Annotated in this window: 12 protein-coding genes; 8 read left to right on the top strand and 4 right to left on the bottom strand. The window is 48.9% G+C overall.

Annotated elements, in window-relative coordinates; genetic code table 11:
- Nucleotides 1-51: 51 nt before the first annotated feature.
- The 4 genes from P5G61_RS20370 (at nt 52) to P5G61_RS20385 (ending at nt 5,975) form a co-directional block, all read left to right on the top strand.
- Nucleotides 52-903, top strand: coding sequence for a formate/nitrite transporter family protein (locus tag P5G61_RS20370; protein ID WP_301248233.1), 852 nt, complete (start codon nt 52-54; stop codon nt 901-903).
- A gap of 448 nt (nt 904-1,351) precedes the next feature.
- Nucleotides 1,352-3,415 carry a molybdopterin-containing oxidoreductase family protein gene (locus tag P5G61_RS20375; RefSeq protein ID WP_301248417.1) on the top strand — a complete coding sequence of 688 codons (2,064 nt, stop codon included), beginning with the start codon at nt 1,352-1,354 and terminating at the stop codon, nt 3,413-3,415.
- A gap of 211 nt (nt 3,416-3,626) precedes the next feature.
- Nucleotides 3,627-4,850, top strand: coding sequence for an MFS transporter (locus tag P5G61_RS20380; RefSeq protein ID WP_301248418.1), 1,224 nt, complete (start codon nt 3,627-3,629; stop codon nt 4,848-4,850).
- Between the two features lie 210 nt (nt 4,851-5,060).
- Nucleotides 5,061-5,975 carry a class I SAM-dependent methyltransferase gene (locus tag P5G61_RS20385; protein WP_301248234.1) on the top strand — a complete coding sequence of 305 codons (915 nt, stop codon included), beginning with the start codon at nt 5,061-5,063 and terminating at the stop codon, nt 5,973-5,975.
- A gap of 233 nt (nt 5,976-6,208) precedes the next feature.
- Here P5G61_RS20385 and P5G61_RS20390 read toward each other — a convergent pair whose 3' ends face one another.
- From P5G61_RS20390 to P5G61_RS20400, 3 genes are all read right to left on the bottom strand, one after another.
- Nucleotides 6,209-7,921 (bottom strand): ABC transporter ATP-binding protein, encoded by a 1,713-nt coding sequence (locus P5G61_RS20390; protein WP_301248235.1) that lies wholly within the window; start codon nt 7,919-7,921, stop codon nt 6,209-6,211.
- A 101-nt stretch (nt 7,922-8,022) separates the two neighbouring features.
- Nucleotides 8,023-9,048, bottom strand: coding sequence for an ABC transporter substrate-binding protein (locus tag P5G61_RS20395; RefSeq protein WP_301248236.1), 1,026 nt, complete (start codon nt 9,046-9,048; stop codon nt 8,023-8,025).
- Nucleotides 9,049-9,143: 95 nt separating this feature from the next.
- Nucleotides 9,144-10,793, bottom strand: a complete 1,650-nt coding sequence (locus tag P5G61_RS20400; RefSeq protein WP_301248237.1) for an ABC transporter substrate-binding protein — start codon at nt 10,791-10,793, stop codon at nt 9,144-9,146.
- Between the two features lie 458 nt (nt 10,794-11,251).
- Here P5G61_RS20400 and P5G61_RS20405 point away from each other — a divergent pair, with 458 nt between their 5' ends.
- Nucleotides 11,252-12,268, top strand: coding sequence for a LacI family DNA-binding transcriptional regulator (locus tag P5G61_RS20405; RefSeq protein WP_301248239.1), 1,017 nt, complete (start codon nt 11,252-11,254; stop codon nt 12,266-12,268).
- 189 nt (nt 12,269-12,457) lie between these two features.
- Nucleotides 12,458-15,859 carry a GH36-type glycosyl hydrolase domain-containing protein gene (locus P5G61_RS20410; protein ID WP_301248241.1) on the top strand — a complete coding sequence of 1,134 codons (3,402 nt, stop codon included), beginning with the start codon at nt 12,458-12,460 and terminating at the stop codon, nt 15,857-15,859.
- Between the two features lie 133 nt (nt 15,860-15,992).
- Here P5G61_RS20410 and P5G61_RS20415 read toward each other — a convergent pair whose 3' ends face one another.
- Nucleotides 15,993-17,288, bottom strand: coding sequence for a methyltransferase domain-containing protein (locus P5G61_RS20415; protein WP_301248242.1), 1,296 nt, complete (start codon nt 17,286-17,288; stop codon nt 15,993-15,995).
- 248 nt (nt 17,289-17,536) lie between these two features.
- Between P5G61_RS20415 and P5G61_RS20420 the strand changes: the two genes are divergently transcribed.
- The gene (locus P5G61_RS20420) at nt 17,537-18,040 is read left to right on the top strand and encodes a GNAT family N-acetyltransferase (RefSeq protein WP_301248243.1); all 504 of its coding nucleotides are present in this window, start codon (nt 17,537-17,539) and stop codon (nt 18,038-18,040) included.
- A gap of 24 nt (nt 18,041-18,064) precedes the next feature.
- A complete protein-coding gene (locus tag P5G61_RS20425; RefSeq protein WP_301248245.1) occupies nt 18,065-18,853 on the top strand; it encodes an SDR family oxidoreductase in 789 nt (262 codons plus the stop codon).
- The last annotated feature ends 180 nt before the right edge of the window (nt 18,854-19,033 follow it).

A 19,033-nucleotide genomic window follows, 5' to 3' on the forward strand; every position in this document is an offset into this window, starting at 1 on the left:
AACCAAACAAGTTGAATTATGATGTCATGAACTATGAAGGAGAGGATCGTTATGGCAGCAAAAACACCTCTTGAGGTTGCACAATATACGGCGCATACGGGGATGAAGAAAGCTCAAAATCCGGTGTCCTCCGTATTGATACTCAGTTTTCTGGCAGGCGCTTTTATCGCGCTCGGATTCCTGCTGGATATTCGGGTCATTGCCTCTGCTCCGGCAGAATGGGGCAGCTTGGTTAACCTGATTGGTGCAGCCGTGTTCCCGGTAGGTTTAATATTGGTGCTGATTGGCGGCGGGGAACTGCTGACAGGCAATATGATGGCTGTTCCACTCGCGACGATTGCACGCAAACTGTCCGCAGGCAACATGCTGAAGAATCTCACCTTAGTCACAATAGGTAATTTCCTTGGGGCGATCTTTGTGGCCTATGCGTTTGGGCATGTGCTCGGTCTGACGGCAGAGGGTGCCTATTTGACCAAAGTGGTCGATATGGCTGGGCATAAGCTGGACGACAGCTTTCTTCAGGCGTTTATATCCGGGATCGGTTGTAACTGGCTGGTAGCTCTTGCGGTGTGGCTTTCCTATGCATCGGATACGATGAGCGGCAAGGTACTGGGGATTTGGTTTCCAACGATGGCCTTTGTGGCTATTGGATTTCAGCACGTTGTCGCCAACATGTTCCTGATTCCTGCGGCGATCTTTGAAGGGCATTATTCGTGGGGACAATATGTCATGAATTTCATTCCGGTATGGCTTGGCAATCTGACAGGAGGGGCGCTGTTTGTCGCGGCTGCCTACTGGATGGTGTACCTGCGCAGGCAAGAGCCGGAAGTGAAGCCTGAGGTGGCAATGGCGGCCCAGCCTGTAGAGACGGAAGCCAGAGCGATGTGGAGTAAGCAGGCGTAGCGGGAATTTGCCGAGTATTAGAATTAGAGCTATAGCCAAGGTTATGGGTGCAAAGACGGTTTAAAGAAGCAGGAGAGGTGATTCTGATCTCGTTCAATTCATAGCGATCTGCTATGCCTTAATGGACGGGAAAGGAATTGCCTTTTTTCTGATGCAAAAATATCCACACAAAATAAATTCGCCATGACAAGGTTCGGGGGAACGAAACCTGTTCATGGCGAATTTCGGGAGTGGTCCATGATATGGCATGAGGAGGAAGTGGGGAAACACTAGCCTAATGCCTTATTTTTAATTTACCCCTGAATTTGGGGATTGAATCAAGAGGTAAAAAGATTTTTTTGGAAAATTTCGAGCGGCTGTAGCGATGAAAAAAAGTCTGTTCTCTTTACGCGATTACCATGAACAAGATATGATATGAGGATAGCTTTGAAGGGGGAGGAACATGTATATGATCGACCAGGAGAATGGCGTATTTCCGGCGGTTTGCCCGCTCGATTGTCCAGATACTTGCGGCCTGCTGCTTCATAAGGAGAACGGTAAAATCGTGAAGGTAGCGGGCAATCCGGACCATCCGATTACAAAAGGCGCCATCTGTAACAAGGTCCGAAATATGACGGAGCGGGTGTATCACCCCGAGCGGTTGCAATATCCGATGCGACGCATCGGAGCCAAGGGCGAAGGCCAGTTCGAGCGAATCAGCTGGGATGAGGCCATTCGCGAGATTACGGCGAAATTCAGTTCACTGTCAGATACCTACGGACCGGAGAGCATCCTGCCATACAGCTTTTATGGAAACATGGGCATTCTTGGTGTGGATGGCATGGATCGTCGATTTTTCAATGCGCTAGGCGCGAGTAAGCTGGAACAGACGATCTGTAATGCGGCCGGAAATACCGGCTGGAAATATACGATGGGTGCAAACCGGGGAACCTTGCCCGAAGACACGGAACATGCAGATGTCATTCTGGTGTGGGGTGGGAACATCGTCAGCACCAATATGCACCAGGTTGTTCTGGCTGAGAAAGCCCGCAAAAAGGGAGCTCAAATCGTCGTCATCGACGTTCATCGCAATCGGACCGCCCAATGGGGCGACTGGTTCATTCCACTCTACCCGGGTACAGACAGCGCACTGGCACTCGGATTAATGCATGTACTGTTCGAGCAGGGACTGACGGATGAGGCTTTTATGCAAAAGTATACCCTCGGCCATGAGGCACTGCGTGATCATGTCCGCAGCTACACCCCTGAGCGCGTTGCACGTATTACAGGTGTGCCCGAAGCGGATATCGTGAAGCTAGCTGAGCTGTACGGTAACGCACAGGCGGCCCACATTCATATCGGCAATGGCCTCCAGCATCACGATAATGGTGGCATGAATGTGCGCAGCGTAGCCTGTCTGCCTGCCATTACAGGCCAGTGGTTGAAGCGCGGCGGCGGTGCTATCCGTACCAACAGCTACGCGAGCACGAATAGCGATGCGCTGGAGCGTCCAGAGCTGCGGCAGAATCCGGAGTCGCGGGTGGTGAACATGAACCGGATTGGCGAAGCACTGCTGGAAGCGGAGCAGCCGATCCGGGCGTTGATGGTTTATTGCAGCAATCCACTGGTGGTGGCACCGGATACCGAGCGGGTGATGCGAGGTTTTGCACGGGAGGATTTGTTCACGGTTGTCCATGATCTGTTCATGACGGATACAGCGAAATACGCGGATATTGTGCTGCCTGCGACGTCTTCATTTGAAACGACAGATCTGTATACATCCTACTGGCATCAGTATGTTCATTTGCAAGAGCCGGTCATTGCGCCTTTGGGTGAGAGCAAGAGTAATGTTGAGTTGTTCTCCTTGCTTGGACAGGCGATGGGGTATGAGCCGGAGATTTTCGGTGAGACACCTGAACAGATGATTGAGGGAGCACTCCAGGGTACGGGCAATCCTTACATGAACGGAGTAACCTTGGAGGGGCTGAAGCAGCATCATTTCGTCAAGCTGGATATGTCTGCACATGAGTCCTATTTGGATCAGCTGCCCACACCTTCGGGGAAAATTGAGCTGTACTCGGAAACGATGGCTCAGCGAGGATTGCCGCCGTTACCTGCGTACAGTGCACTGGTTGAAGGATATGACGGGGAGAACCCGGCTGGACCTGCGGACGTCTATCCGCTGATGTTTCTGTCGCCACCGAACCATAATTTCCTGAATTCCACCTTTGCCAATTCGGCCAAACATCAACGCTTGGAGAAGATGCCACTATTGCAAATACACCCAGAAGACGCCGCTCGCAGACAGGTGCAGGACGGGGATGCAGTGGTCGTATGGAACGACCGTGGCCGCATTGAGCTGACCGCCAAAGTAAGTGAATCCATGCTGCCAGGAACAGTGATTAGTCAAGGCTTATGGTGGGATGGCAATGGCAAAAAACAGCGGGCGAATTCGCTCACGTCCAATCGTCTGTCCGACATGGGCAACGGGGCTACATTCTTCTCGGCCACTGTCGAAGTGAAGCGTCAATGAAGTGCTTGCAGATCGGATCTTTTCAGGTAAGATGAACAAAGGGTAGATTGTAAGGTGAATGCAAAGAGCAAATCATTAAATTTAAAATTACAATATAATCGAGAATTCAGAATTCGAATGGCCTTCGCTCTGGCTGATCATGCCGTCAGGGCAAGGGTCTATTTTTTATGCAACACGCTTTTTGAAGGTGCTAAGGAGAATATACAAGATGATGAGATGGCTGGATACATATCCAAAAGAAGTAAAAATATTTTTGCTGGCAAGTCTGGTCAATGCGACAGGCAGTGCCTTAATGTGGCCCTTGACCACGATGTATGTATTTGACGAGCTTGGGCGCACGATGGCTAACGCCGGGTTTGTCATTCTGATTCAGTCGCTGGGCGGTATCTTCGGGCAATTGCTCGGCGGTGCATTGTACCACCGGGTGGGTGTCAAGAAGCTGATCATCGGATCACTGGCGTTAAATGCTGTGGGTCTGTTTGCTCTGCCGTGGATTAGCGCGTATTGGGTTGTGTTTATATGTGCGATGGGTTGGATTGGCCTGTTTAGTTCATTGTCGCTGCCAGCGATTCAAGCCTTTATCGGCTTCCGGTTTGCGGAGCGACGCGGGGAATTGTTCAATGTGATCTATGTCGCCAACAATATCGGTGTGGCTATTGGTACGGCGCTTAGTGGTTTCCTGGCGGACTTTTCCTATCACCTCAGCTTTGTACTGAACGGGGTGACCTCGGCCGGGTTTGCAATCTTCTTCTGGTATTATCTGTCGCGGGTAGAACCGGATCAGGGTGAAGTGCATCTGACGAAACGCAAAACGATTCAAGGTGGACCAGGCGTCTGGGCGCTGCTGGGTAATACTAGATTATACCTGTTCATGAGCCTGGGCGTGCTGTTCCTGCTGTTCGGTAATTCCATCTGGAATACAGGGGTGTCCCCGTATATTATTTCCGAGGGTATGGAGAAAAGGATGTACGGTCTGCTCTGGACCCTGAACGGAGTACTGATCTTTGTGGGACAACCCTTCACCAGTTGGGTCAAGCGCACGATAGCACGTACATCGACCGCTCAGATGACCGCAAGTGCGGTGTTCTACGGATCGGCCTACATCGTCATGATCACCATGTACAGCTATCCAGGTATGGTGCTTGCGATGGTACTGGCTACCTTTGGGGAAATGCTGATCTCACCGGCTACCCCGGCATTCATCTCAGAGCATGCGGGAAGATCAGCACCCTTCTACATCGGGATATCCGGTGGAATTGGTGCGGTTGGCCGGGTTATCGGACCGTATGCCATGGGCGTCATGTATGACAAACAGGGACTGATTCCTGTAGCATGGCTGGCGACTGTCACGGCGGGCATTGCGGTGCTTGGTTTTGTACTGCATGCGGTGTTGAACCGCAATCGTGAAGTGAAGGAGTACGGATTGGACGCTTAACCTTTTCGAGCTGAGTGGTATGAGGAAGGGAGAAGACAGATTGGAGTGGAGGGGCAAAGAAAGCCACTTTAATCTGTCGGATCATCCCGTAAATTTAGATTGACAAAAAAATCTTTTTATGCTATAATTTACATATAAAAACATTCCGTATATACTAAGGTTCTCCTGGCCAGGGGGAATCTTATTTTTGTTTGTACGGGAGGATAAAACATGAAGCCAAATGAGACCAGCATTACATCCTTGATTTCGGCTTTTGGCCGAGCCTACCACTGCCAATATGACACACCCCTCATTTTCGATGATTATATAGCCAAAGAGCTTATTACTCCTCAAGAGTTTTTGGATATCCGCGAGAATATGATTGAAGGCATCCATTTTTTCAACCCGGAGATGGCTCACCAGTGCAAGGACAACCCGGATAAGATCCTAAAATGGATTACTCAGGTACAGTTATCTCCAATAACACTGGCTCGGGCCGCCTATTGTGAGCAGGTACTGCTGCATGAAGTCACGTTGGGATTGAAGCAGGTTGTCATTCTTGGCGCTGGGATGGATACGTTTGGTTTGAGGCATCCGGACTTGGGAGACACCCTGAATATATTTGAAGTGGACTATCCGGCTACACAGCAATTCAAGAAGGAACGGCTGCATCAGGCCAAGCTGACCATTCCGGGCAATCTTCATTTTGTGCCAATGGATTTTACCCGTGAGAGTTCGTATGAAGGCTTGACTAATGAAGGTCTGGAGAAGCTGAAGACGCTGGTTACTCTGCTGGGTGTGTCGTATTATTTGACCAAGAAGGATCTGTCTAACTTGATCGGGCATGTATTTGCGAATCTTCCGACCGGCAGCTCGATTGTGCTGGATTATGCAGACGAGCATCTCTTTGAGGAAAAAGGAAAGTTTAACCGGGTTGAACATATGGTGAAGATGGCTGCGATGGGAGGCGAGCCGATGCAATCCTGCTTTACTTATGAGGAGATGGAGCGGTTGTTGGCTGATGCGGGACTTCTCATATATGAGCATTTATCGCCGGAGGACATCCAGGAAAGATATTTCAGCAATCGTACAGATGACTTGTCCGCCTTCGAAACAAACCATTTTATCCATGCGGTAAAAAAATAAAATCCTATTCCTGATGTGATGCTTCTATTTGTCTGTACCTTGTACCGGAAGCAAGTTGAATCGAATGATGCAAAATGCTGAATAAGAAAGGGATGTGCCACAAGTCACGAATATGACTGGGGCATCCCTTTTTAGCGTTAGACTGTCTAAGGAATTGAGCGCGTGTTATTAGCGCCAATTCGCAGGTCTACGGTTTAACGAATGCAAGAGACGTGAGACGTTATTTCCGCACCCTATCCAAACTGGGCTTGATGCAATCGGCTATATGAGCCCTGACGCTCCAAAAGTTCATCATGGCTGCCTTGTTCGGCTACGCCGCCGTTCTCCACAACCACAATGCGATCCGCGTGTCTGACCGTTGCGAGTCGATGGGCGATAATCAGCGTTGTACGTCCTTGTGCCAGCTCCGATAAAGCCAATTGAATGGCGGCTTCCGTCTCGGTATCCAGTGCGGAGGTTGCTTCATCCAGAATGAGGATCGGTGGATTTTTTAGAATCATGCGAGCAATAGATAGACGTTGCTTCTGTCCGCCCGACAATTTAACGCCCCGCTCACCAATCAAAGTATCGAGTCCTTCCGGTTGGGATTGGACGAGCTCCTCCAATTGGGCACGACGGATGGCTTGCCAGATTTCCTCCTCAGGTGCATCCAGTTTGCCGTAGGCAATATTTTCGCGGATCGATCCGTCAAACAGGAAAATATCCTGCTGTACAATCCCGATATGAGAGCGCAGTGACTCCAGCGTCATATCCTTTACCGGAACCCCATCAATAGAGATATGCCCCGCATCCACATCGTAAAAACGTGGAATGAGACTGCATAGAGTGGATTTGCCTGCACCCGAAGGTCCGACCAGCGCAACCGTTTGTCCTGCCTGAATCTCCAGGTTAACCTGATCCAACGTAGGTTTGTGTTCGCCGTAAGCAAATGTGACGTTATGGAAGGCGATGTCGCCCTTCACATGCGGAATGGGTTTGGCCTGAGGTGTATCATCCACATCGGGCTCCGCTTCAAGTAGCTCCAGATATCTTTTGAATCCAGCGATGCCTTTAGGATAGGTTTCGATAACAGAATTAATCTGTTGAATCGGTCCGAGAAACACATTCGACAACATCACAAAGGCAATAAATTGTCCGTAAGTCATCCTGTCCTGAATGACAAACCACGTACCGCACACCAGTACAAACAGCGACACAAATTTCATTAGAATGAAGCTGAGCGAGGAATTCCAAGCCATAATCCGATAAGTAATTAATTTGGTAAGACGGAAGCGTTCATTATTTTCGACAAAACGTTTCACTTCATGCTTTTCATTGGCAAAAGCCTGCACTACACGAATTCCGCTCACATTGTTCTCCACACGTGCGTTATAGTCTGCAATATCCGCAAACATGCGCTTGAACGCTTTGGACATTTTGCGGCTGAAATAGAGGGACAGGAAGATCATCAGCGGCACGATGATGAAGGTCATCACAGCCAGCTGCCAGTTGATGCCCAGCATAATGCCAAAGGCTCCAGCCAACGTCATCAGGGCTATGAACAGATCCTCGGGGCCATGATGCGCAATCTCACCAATATCCATCAAATCGTTGGTCATGCGTGAGACAAGGTGCCCAGTTTTGTTGTTATCGAAAAAGCGAAATGATTGCTTCTGCACACGCTGGAACAGTTCCCTCCGCATATCGGATTCGATGTTAATGCCAAGCTTATGCCCCCAGTAGGTAACTGCATAATGGAAGAAGGAACTAAGCAGATAGATGCCCAGTAAACCGGCACAGGCTGCTAGTATCATGGACCAGTCGCCTGCGGGAAGCATCTGATCGACAACTTTGTTTACAGCCAAGGGAAACGCAAGCTCCAGCAATGCAGCCAGAATGGCACAGGAGAAGTCCAATATAAAGAGTCCCCGATAAGGACGATAATAAGCCATGAAACGGCGAAGCATATGTAAGTCCTCCTTTCTTATAACGCAAAAGCCCAGGCAGGCTGATCGGCCTGTCCGGACATCACGTTCGATCTTAAGAAATGAATATCGGATCTATCCTCTTATTTACGATTTTGCTGTGCACGTTCTACGATCATGTCGGCAAATTCTTCAGCCTGACCCTGAATCGCAATCGGATCGAAGTACCAATAACGGTCTTCCAGTAATTCGTACACCTGATTGTTTTTTACTGCCGGGAGCGATTGCCAGATGGAATCACCTTGGTAATTTTTATTGTTCTCCCCTACGGTCAGGAAGATATGGTCTCCTGCATAATCACCAACGACTTCACGCGAAATCTCTTTCCACTGGGTATCACCCATCAGTTCTTTCTTGGTGATTTCGAGTGGTGCAAGCTGCAAAGCACGATATACGGCTTGTCCACCGCGACCAAAGTTGTCTCCATAGCCGTAGTAGCTCTTGTCTGATACTTCAAGGATGGAGAAGGTTTCCTCAGGTTTAATGACTGCTTTTACTTTGGCGCGAGCGGCTTCAATATGTTCCTCATACGTTTTCAGCCAGGCTTCGGCTTCTTCGGATTTGTTCATGAGTTCTCCGAACCCCCGAATTTCATCTTCTACATTGGTAAACGTGCCGTAGGGAATGACCACGGTAGGTGCGATTTTTTGATAACTCTCAATTTCTGCGGCTTGATCAGAGTAGGTAATGATCAGATCCGGGTCCAATGCAACGACCTTCTCCAGCGATACAGCACCCCGATCACCAATATTTTCTATGCCTTCCACCTGATCTGCATAGAACGGATTTTCCAGATAATATTGAACAGCACCAACGGGCTTTACACCCAGTGCAAGCAGATCACTTACGTACATATCCGTCACAATCCGTTTCGGTTCAGCCGGAATTTCTACATCCCCACTTAATGACTTGTAGATCCGCGTAGCCTCCGAATTGCCTGAACCGGACGAAGAATCGGTGTTTGTTTCGGTCGAACCTGTTATAGGTTCTGATCCCGCTGTTGTCTGTTCCGTTGCGCTTGAACCCGTACCACTGCTACAGGCAGCCAGGATCATGATGATGGCGAGCATAAGCAGCAAGCCGGAAAATCGTTTTTTTGCAGCAAACATATCCTTGTTCCCCCTATGTATAATCAATAATGATTATTATTCTCATTAATAACATAGAGGATGACGTAACATTTGTACATGGACATCTATGATGACTAATGCATGGACAAATGTGATGTCAGTTTGTGCATGATGTGCTGTAATTGCTCCATGACCGAGATCGGGTCGAATCCATAAAACATATCCGCATCAATCTCGTACAGTCGCCCTTCACGAACAGCACTCAAGGTGTTCCAGGACTCCTGAGCGAACAGCTTGTCCACAGCATTTTGCTCCGACGATTCCCTGGCATAATCAATAAAAATATGATCTGCCGCATACAAATGAATCTCTGTTAACGGAACATGGATGTAACCAGTGAGCAGCTGACCATCCTTCTCCATTCGTGCAGGAGGGGTGAAGCCCAGCGAGTGATACAAAATATGAGAAGCTCTACCCCATCCGTGACCGTAGATGTACGCTCCGCTCTCACCAATCATGAATATACATACTGCTGACCCACGTACGTCCATCATCTGATCCAATGTACGATTGGCCTCCTGCTGAAGCGTATCATAACGTTCTAATAGCGTACGAGCTTTCGCCTCCAGACCCGTGATGCGTCCCAAATGAATGAATTGCTCCTGCCAGTCGAGTTCTTCAAAGGGCATCAAAATGGTGGGTGCAATCTGTCGTAAATCATCCATGCCGGAATGAGGTGCATAACCAAGAATGACGTCGGGACGGGAGTCTGCAATTAGATCCAGACGATTTATAAGTTCATGCTCATAATACGGTTTGAATGGTTCTGGCCCGTATTCAACTATTTTCGTTTCCATCCATTCCGCGACGGCACCCAGAAGAGGGGTATGGCCCAGTGCGAGCAAGGACGCAGTATAGTTGTAAGTAAGGCTCACGATTTTTTTTGGCGTTTTTCGGTAAAGTGTTGGTGCGCAACCGACCGTTTGCTTGAATTTTCGACTTAGATAAAAAGTGTCCCTGTATCCCGTCAATTGCGCGAGTTCCTGCAATGTGGGATTAGCCAAAAGCAGCTGTTCCTGAGCGATTCGGATTCTTAGCCGGGTAACATACTCCACAAACGTAAGTCCCGTGTGCTTCTTGAATTCTCTTGAAAAATGCTCTGGACTCACATTAGCCTCTCTTGCTAATTGCTCCCGGGTAAAGGGATGTGCAACCATCTCATGAATCCGCGTGATAACAAGATCAAGCCATGAATGATCTTCATGAGCCAGACGTTCAGCGTGATCACGTAAAGTATCCAGCAACTGATAGAACAACAGATGAGGTTTGAATGGACCTGACTCATCGCTTTTTGAACAGGCCAAAAGCAAGTCGGAGACCAGTTCGGCAATGACGCGGCTCGTTATGGGAGCGGAAGGCCCGAACGGCCAGATAGGTTGCTCATTATCGGTAAAATCAAAGGCAACGGCAATGCCCTGAACGGGGGATAGTGAGCCGCGCTTGTTTTCATGTTGAAGCATGGTTCCTGCTTGCCGTGCGACTGCGGAGCCGGTATTTATCATCAATGTATCATGTTTATGGATCAGTCTTACTTGTCCCGAAGTAATGACATAGAGAACATGCAAGCTGCTCCAGATTTCATCCAAGCGAGTGAAGGCTTCCCGATCATGGAACTGCACCAGATGACACAGCCTGAACATTGCCGGAGGAACGGGACGGCTTTCCTGCACGGGGACAGGTCTGGGCGAAGGGGATTTATGAAAGTGTAGATCCAGTTTATTCATAACATAATGGGCTCCTTATAGAGGATTGGACTAATAAGCAGTATAATACCACAAAGGTGTAATGGGGGACCCCCGAATCCTTCCCTTCACAAATTTTTATGAAAAATAGATAAAGAGGTTGAAATCGCTATCAACACCAACTATAATGAAAATGTCGAAACGTTTCAATTTATGGTTTACAGGCATATTCATTATGATTTATAATGAATTTCTCCCTCTAGTCCATTATTGAAATAATATCTATCGACCAAGATATATCTACGACTAAAGGGCACCTCTTACCGCAGGGATGATTATAAGATGTGAAGAGAGATTTTTTTTGGAAACACTTCGAAACGTTTCGATAAATTGGGAATGATGCAACTCCTAATGGATAATGAACAGGAATGAGTGGTTGCTGCAACCATTTACAGTATAAAATGATAGGTAACAAGAAAGTTAGAAGGAGCGAACGTGGAATGGCAACGATTAAGGATGTGGCAAAGCTGGCAGGCGTGGCACTCTCGACCGCTTCCTATGCATTGAATGGGGACAGCAAGGTGAGTGCCAAGACCAAGGCAAAGGTGCTGGCGGCGGCAAGGGAACTCAATTATCGCAAAAACGGCTTTGCCATGGACCTGAAGCGGAGCCGGACGAACACGATTGCATTGATTCTTACAGATCTGTCCGGCCCGTATTACTCCGAATTGATTCGGAGTGTACAGGACGTAGCGCTGGCTAACGGATATGATCTGATTGCTTGCAGTTCTATGGGAGGACGTGACTCCACAGCAGTTCGTTTCTTGCGAGAAAAAAGAGTGGATGGCGCTATTATCCTAGCTCACAATATCCATGATGATATCCTGGTGGAATCTGCCGGGGAGCGATTCCCTATTATTGTGATGGATCGGCAGCTGACGAGTGACCATCTGGTCAATGTGCTGGTGGATGGGGAGCAAGGTGGTTACCTGGCTACACGTCACCTCATTCAGAAGGGGCACAAGACCATAGCCTATATCAGCGGGCCATCCAATTCTTATGATAATGCTCTGCGTTATCAAGGATATCTGCGAGCCATGCAAGAGGCTGGACTTGAAGAGAAGTCCAAATGGCGTCTAAGCGGTAACTTTGTACGTGAGGGCGGATATAGCGCAACCAAGATGATGGTTATGCAGGGTGAGCTACCATCTGCTGTTTTTTACGGAAATGACGAAATGGCGATCGGTGGACTTAAAGCATTTGAAGAGAGCGGAATATCGGTACCAAATGACATTTCAGTCATCGGATTTGATGATATTCAACTGTCCGAATATGTTCACCCTCCGCTTACAACGGTGCGGCAGCCCAAGCATGAAGCGGGTTCATTGGCAGGACATTTGCTCTTCCAGATGCTGAATGGCGAAGCAGTGAATCCCGCATATACGTTAACTATTGATCTGGTGGAGCGCGAGTCTGTACGATTGGTAGAGGTGCAATCGGGAAACCAGCCAGCATAGGAAGTGAACTGTCCAAGCTAAATACGCTATGATGCTGCTTGTAGTAGTTTGAATCTTTTCAATGGAGAGTTGAATGAGGGGGATCATCGTCCGAATGGGCCAGTCAAAGGTCACTTCGCAGAGGCCCCCTATTCTTTTTCGGATTTATCGAAACGTTTCGATTATAAACTAATTGAAGGAGTGAAGAGTATGACAACGATGATTAATGAACCAATCCGGCTGACTGCCGGTGATTTATCCTTTACCTTTTTGAACAGTGGGGATTTGTATCAGGCCAAGTCCGGTACAACTATGTTGAATCAATTGCTCAGCAACCAGATCGATGGTTCTTTGAATAACCTGTACCTGCGTGTACACGAGGGAGAGAAAATCAGCTCCTTCCCACTGCTAGGTGTGCATTCGAATAGCAAAGTGATCACAAGCCAAGCGCAATCCGGCAATCAACTGATCTGGGAAGGTACAGTAGACCTTGAAGGCCAAGAACAAGTCATTGGCTATCAGGTTGTGTTTACAGCCACAACGCAAGGCGTCTGGTTCTGGGATGTGAAGCTCACAGGCCAACAACACCAAGTTGATGTGGTATATGGACAGGATGTAGGACTTGCTGATCCAGGTGCAGTACGCAGTAATGAAGCCTATCTGTCCCAGTATATTGACCATACGGTATTCGAGGATGATACGAAGGGATATGTGGTATGTTCCCGTCAAAACCAGCCTCAGGGCGGCGCTTTCCCATACATGCAGCAAGGTTCCTTGACCAAGGCAGTCGGATACTCGACAGACGGATTCCAATTCTTCGGTCTTTCCTACAAGGAGACCAATCAGCCTGAGAGCCTGAGCCGTAATACACTGGCAAATGAGACGTACCAGTATGAATTTGCCTATACAGCACTGCAATCGGAGCGCGTAAACTTGGACGGGGAAGCCCAGGTGGTATTCTATGGACTGGCAAAAGCAGATCATCCTGCCGGGATCTCCGCACTGGAATTCGGGGATGAAGTGACTGCTGCATGGAACGAAGTACAAGCATTGACTGCTCAGCAAGGCGAGACGTTGGAACAGGTGAAACTGTCATCCTTCCTGGGTGAACCACTTGCTGCGCTTGATCTGACACAAGAAGAGATTAATGATCTGTTCCCTGATCGTCATCAGGAAGAGCGTAGCGGTGACTCGCTGTTGTCCTTCTTCACGGACAGCTATGAACATATCGTCCTGAAAGCGAAAGAACTGGTCGTGGAGCGTCCGCACGGCCATATCCTAATGAGTGGTGGCAACGTACAGCTTGGCGCTCAGGTTATTACGACGACGTCGTATATGTACGGCATTTTCAACTCACAGCTCGTTATTGGTAACACCAATTTTAATAAAATGATCAGCAATGCCCGCAACGCATTGAACGTACCGAAGACGGCTGGACAACGCATTTATGTGGAAATGGACGGACAATATCGTCTGCTGACCATGCCTTCCCTGTTCGAGATTGGCTTCAACTACGTGCGTTGGATCTACAAAACCGAATCCGATACCATTATCGTGACGAACTACACCGGGGCACACACCACTGAAGTGAGCATGAACGTACGCTCGACAAGTGGCAAAGCATATCGCTACCTGGTAACGAACCAAGTTACGATGAATGTCAATGAATACGAGTATCCGCTGCATATGACGCAGGACGGCAATACGCTGATCTTCAAGGCTGATTCGCAAGCGATTAGTGCCGGAACGTATCCAGACCTGCAATACCGCATGTCGGTGGATGGCGTAGCCGTAAATGTTGGAGACGAAACGCTGCTGGCGAGTGGTATCCGCAGTGGGTCTGCATCGCTGGTTACACTAAGTCTGGAAGAGAGTGCAGAATGGACGCTGAAAGTACAAGGCGTATTGGAAGGTCAAGCAAATGAAGCAGACGGTTCTGTGGCAGCAGGCTCCAGCTTTACTTTTGAAGAGGAAGTGCAGGCGTACCGTGAGTTCTTCGCAGGTGTAATGAACGGTTTCCGTTTGTCTCGCGGTGAGGGTCAGAGTGCAGAGGATCTGTTCAAAGTGAACGCGCTGGCTTGGTGGTACACACACAATATGCTGGTTCACTACTCCGTGCCTCACGGATTGGAGCAGTACGGCGGCGCAGCATGGGGCACACGTGATGTATGCCAAGGTCCGGTTGAATACTTTATGGCCACGCAAAAATATGAGCAGGTTCGCGATATCATCAAAATGGTGTATACCCACCAATATGAAGATGATGGCAACTGGCCGCAATGGTTCATGTTTGACAAGTACTTTGCAATTCAGCAGGAAGAGAGTCATGGCGACATCATCGTATGGCCGCTGAAAGTGCTGGCGGACTACCTGACAGCGACTCGTGACTATGCGATTCTGGAAGAGAAAGTGCCGTATACCGTTAAGCATAGCTTTGGATTCACGGAAGAAACGGCTACTGTATTGGATCACGCGAAAAAAGAGATCGAATACATCCGCTCACACTTCCTGCACGACACATTCCTGTCTTCCTACGGGGATGGGGACTGGGATGATACGCTCCAGCCAGCCAATGCACAGCTCAAACAATACATGGTGAGCAGCTGGACTGTTGCATTGACGTATCAGTCTGTCAATGTGCTCGCACAGGCACTGCAACATAAGGATGCAGCCTTTGCGAATGAACTGGATGTTCTGGCTCAAGGCATCCGTGAAGACTTTAATCGTTACATGCTGGGTACGGATGTGATTCCAGGCTTTGTATACATGGAAGAAGCGGATCAGGCGAAGCTGATGCTTCACCCAACAGACACAGAGACAGGCATTCAATACCGCCTTCTGCCGATGACACGCAGCATGATCGGTGAATTGCTGAATGCAGAACAGGCTGAATCACATTATGCGTTGATTCGTGAGCAGTTCCTGTGCCCGGATGGGGTACGTCTGATGAATCGTCCAGCTCAATATGCAGGCGGTGTGAGCAGTCACTTCAAACGGGCAGAGCAAGCGTCCAACTTCGGACGTGAGATTGGTTTGCAGTATGTGCATGCGCATATCCGTTACGTGGAAGCGATGGCGAAGCTCGGTAAGACCGATCAGGTGTGGAATGGTCTCGCCATGATTAATCCGGTCGGCATCGGTGAAGTTGTACCTAATGCGGAGATTCGTCAGGCGAACGCGTATTTCAGCAGTTCCGATGGCAAGTTCAACACGCGGTACGAGGCGCAGGAGCATTTTGACCAGCTTCGCAAAGGAACGGTACAGGTGAAGGGTGGATGGAGAATCTACTCCAGCGGTCCTGGAATCTACATGAACCAACTGATCTCGAACGCACTCGGCATTCGTCAGGAAGGCGGAGATCTGGTGATTGACCCGGTATTGCCGGCTGAACTGGATGGCATGCAATTCGAATTCGAATATGCAGGCGAGCCGGTAACGTTTGTCTACCATCTGAATGAAGGTTCGGTTAACCGTGTAACGGTAAACGGAAAGGATATCCGCACCGAGCAAACGGTGAACCGTTACCGTCAGGGTGGAGCTCGTATCTCGCTGGATGAGTTCAAACAAGCGCGTAATGCTTCAGAGCGCACGATTGTTGAAATTTATATGTAAGTTCAATACAAGTTCAATGTTTAACTAGAGTGGAAGGTCATCCTCCTTAACAGGCAGGGTGACCTTTTTTATTGTGTCTTTTTTAGTTGATCAATCGGTAGGTTGGGGGACAGTTACGATACGAATATTCATTCTAACGCAAAGGAATGGCCAGTAACGTGTGCAGCAGCGCATTATGGCGGACATGCTTCGTCACATAACCTGCGTCCTCCAGCCAGCCGCACAGCTCGTCCAGCAGCGGGAAATGACGTTCTTTTATCGTATGCAGTTGTTCCTCATGGCCTGCAACCTCAGCCTGCTGGATATACGTCTGGCGGTGGGATGTATTCGCAAACATCAGGTCTGTCAGGCAAATCCGTCCTCGTCTGGTTAACACGCGTTGTATCTCCTGTAATGCCAACTGCTGCTGATCTGGGCTCAGATGATGGAAGGCGAAGCTGGATACGACAAAATCAAAGGACTGGTCGGCAAAAGGTAACGCCAGAAAGTTGCCGAGCTTCACATGCATCTCTGGATGCTTGGTGCGGCAAGTACGCAGCATCTCCCGGGATTGATCGATGGCGGTCATCGCTGCGCCTCGTTCTAACAGTTTACCCGCCAAATTTCCCGTGCCTGTCCCAATGTCCAGCCCCTTCTCACCGGACACAGGAGAGATCCAGCTTGCCGTTTGTTCCAACGCCTCTTCATAGTTGTCATACATATTGAACGGTCTTGCACCTACTTCTGAACCTACTCCTAAATCTATTCTTAAATCTAACCCTGATCCTGCATATTCTGGATACGTTGTATCACTGTTTGGCTTGTGTGCTGCCCTGCTATTCTTCTTCTGGCTATCAACTTCATCACCGTAATGCTCTGGTTCGTCTCTTTGATCAGGCTGATCCGTTGCTCCTATGGCGGCAGGCTCCAAATTATTTCTGACCTTCGAAGCAGTTTGTCCAGGCATACCGCCATTCGCCGCCTGAACACGTTGATCATGGATGGCTGCTTGCATATCGTAATTCCAGCGGTCGTGCCAGTTCTGCCGGGCTTCCCTGAGGCGGCGCGCACTGTCTGCAAGATCATGCAGATGGCTGACGTCCAATGGCCCATCCTGGCGGTTGAGATCAATCATGCGCTGGGTTGTATCCAGCATACGTTTTAGCTCGACCCACTGGGCATACATCACGGCTTGCTGCAGCTCCAGATATTCTTCCAGCCGCTGCTGATTGCCTTGATCAATCTCTCCGAGCGCGTGGGTGATGTCCTGAAGCGACATCCCGATCTCACGCAGCGCTGCAATGGTTTGCAGCCGCCAGATGTCGTTCTCGGTATATGTACGGTATCCGTTACTTGTCTGTTTAACAGGGGAGATCAGTCCTTTTTCCTCGTAAAAGCGAATGGCTCTCGCTGATATGCCGAGTCTGTCCGCAGCTTCCTTGATGTTCATCACCTGCACCTCCTTATCGAATCAGTATATTATTGATTTAGTATAAAGGATGACGTTACGGAAAGGTTAAGTGAAAATTTCATTCAACGAATTGAAATTTTAGTCAAGCCTGAGGCTATGCTACAATATATAACAACGGAGCATGGCATCCATACCCTGCCAAATGCTCAATATGAATCGAACAAGCCCTATTTTTTGAACGCTGCTTCTCGCAGTGTTATCACTAATGCACGAAAGGTTGAACTTTTATGCTTACCAGCCATACGGTTATGATTCGGCCATCCGAGCTCAAGGATGCGGCGCAGCTGATGGAGCTGGATGCTCTGGTTTGGGATAAATATACCTCTCCTGAGCCGCTCAACTGGCGTTCAAGACAACAATACTTGCAGCATTGCCCTCCAGGCAGTCAGTTGATTGCCGTTCAGGGAGAGCGGGTATGTGGTTATGTAGGCTTTCATTCGGCGACAGGCATGCCTGTTAACCGTCATGTATACGAGATTCATATCGCCGTTCATCCCCATGATCGTCGCTGTGGTATTGCTACCGCCCTGATGGATGCCATGAAGCAGTATGCCCTTGAACAAGGGATCACCAAGCTTAGGCTGCGTGTGTTATCCAGCAATCCAGGAGCACTTACCTTTTATACACAGTGCGGATTCGTGACGGAGGGCAGACTGGTGTCGGAATTTTATATCGCAGGCAAGTATGTGGACGATATTCTTATGAGTTATTTCATCCAGGCCAAAGGATAGAACAGCGTAGGAGGAGGAACAACAATGGACATGGGACTTCGGGGTAAAAAGGCACTGGTGCTTGCATCCAGTCGAGGACTGGGCAAAGCTGTAGCCGCTCAATTGGCGGCCGAAGGCGCTGACGTTATGCTCGCCAGCCGGAGCGAAGAAAAGCTTGCAGGGGTGAAGCAGGAGCTGCTGGCGCTTGGTGGTGGCGGACGTGTCGAATATTGTGCAACGGATGTGACAAGTAAGGAAGATATTGATGCCCTGATTCGCAAGACAGGTGAATTGTTCGGTCAGATTGATATTTTGGTGAACAATTCAGGTGGCCCGCCTTCCGGAACATTTGAGTCATTGACCGATGAAGACTGGGAACGTGCATTTGAATTAAATGTACTTAGCTATGTCAGACTGATTCGTGGTGCACTTCCTTACATGAAGGAGAACGGCGGACATATCGTGAACATTGCCTCTACCTCTGTGAAACAGCCGATCCCCGGTCTGATTCTGTCCAATACGTTCCGTACGGGTGTGTTCGGATTGGCCAAGACCTTGTCACAGGAACTCGCGCCATATGGCATTCTGATCAATACGGTCGCGCCGGGTCGAATCGGAACGGATCGGATACATGAATTGGACGCTGCGCGTGCAGAGCAGAACGGGATAAGTGAGGAAGAGGTTGCCGAACAATTCCGTAAGGAAATTCCATTGGGACGGTATGGTCAACCCGAGGAGTTTGCCAAGGCTGTCGTGTTCCTCTTATCAGGAGCGAATACGTATATTACAGGTACATCCCTTGTGGTGGATGGTGGCATGGTACGTGCACTCTGAGGAAAAGATTGATCAGGAGATTTTAAGTTATACTTAAGAAAAAAATTTAAAAAATGGTAAAGCCCCTCCTTATTCTCTACGTGTTGTGTAGAAGGAGGGACTTTTATTTAATGTATGCATTGTGTGGGAACAGCTTCCTCACCACGTAGACAAGATTAAACCAGGTGCACAGAGGGGTTG

The sequence above is a fragment of the Paenibacillus vandeheii genome, from assembly GCF_030433635.1.
Taxonomy (GTDB): Bacteria; Bacillota; Bacilli; order Paenibacillales; family Paenibacillaceae; genus Paenibacillus; species Paenibacillus vandeheii.

Bases quoted from the DNA above. Each gene is read 5' to 3' on its own strand.
- P5G61_RS20370 (WP_301248233.1), top strand. From the start codon at position 52: ATGGCAGCAAAAACACCTCTTGAGGTTGCACAATATACGGCGCATACG.
- P5G61_RS20375 (WP_301248417.1), top strand. From the start codon at position 1,352: ATGATCGACCAGGAGAATGGCGTATTTCCGGCGGTTTGCCCGCTCGAT.
- P5G61_RS20380 (WP_301248418.1), top strand. From the start codon at position 3,627: ATGAGATGGCTGGATACATATCCAAAAGAAGTAAAAATATTTTTGCTG.
- P5G61_RS20385 (WP_301248234.1), top strand. From the start codon at position 5,061: ATGAAGCCAAATGAGACCAGCATTACATCCTTGATTTCGGCTTTTGGC.
- P5G61_RS20390 (WP_301248235.1), bottom strand. From the start codon at position 7,921: ATGCTTCGCCGTTTCATGGCTTATTATCGTCCTTATCGGGGACTCTTT.
- P5G61_RS20395 (WP_301248236.1), bottom strand. From the start codon at position 9,048: ATGTTTGCTGCAAAAAAACGATTTTCCGGCTTGCTGCTTATGCTCGCC.
- P5G61_RS20400 (WP_301248237.1), bottom strand. From the start codon at position 10,793: ATGAATAAACTGGATCTACACTTTCATAAATCCCCTTCGCCCAGACCT.
- P5G61_RS20405 (WP_301248239.1), top strand. From the start codon at position 11,252: ATGGCAACGATTAAGGATGTGGCAAAGCTGGCAGGCGTGGCACTCTCG.
- P5G61_RS20410 (WP_301248241.1), top strand. From the start codon at position 12,458: ATGACAACGATGATTAATGAACCAATCCGGCTGACTGCCGGTGATTTA.
- P5G61_RS20415 (WP_301248242.1), bottom strand. From the start codon at position 17,288: ATGAACATCAAGGAAGCTGCGGACAGACTCGGCATATCAGCGAGAGCC.
- P5G61_RS20420 (WP_301248243.1), top strand. From the start codon at position 17,537: ATGCTTACCAGCCATACGGTTATGATTCGGCCATCCGAGCTCAAGGAT.
- P5G61_RS20425 (WP_301248245.1), top strand. From the start codon at position 18,065: ATGGACATGGGACTTCGGGGTAAAAAGGCACTGGTGCTTGCATCCAGT.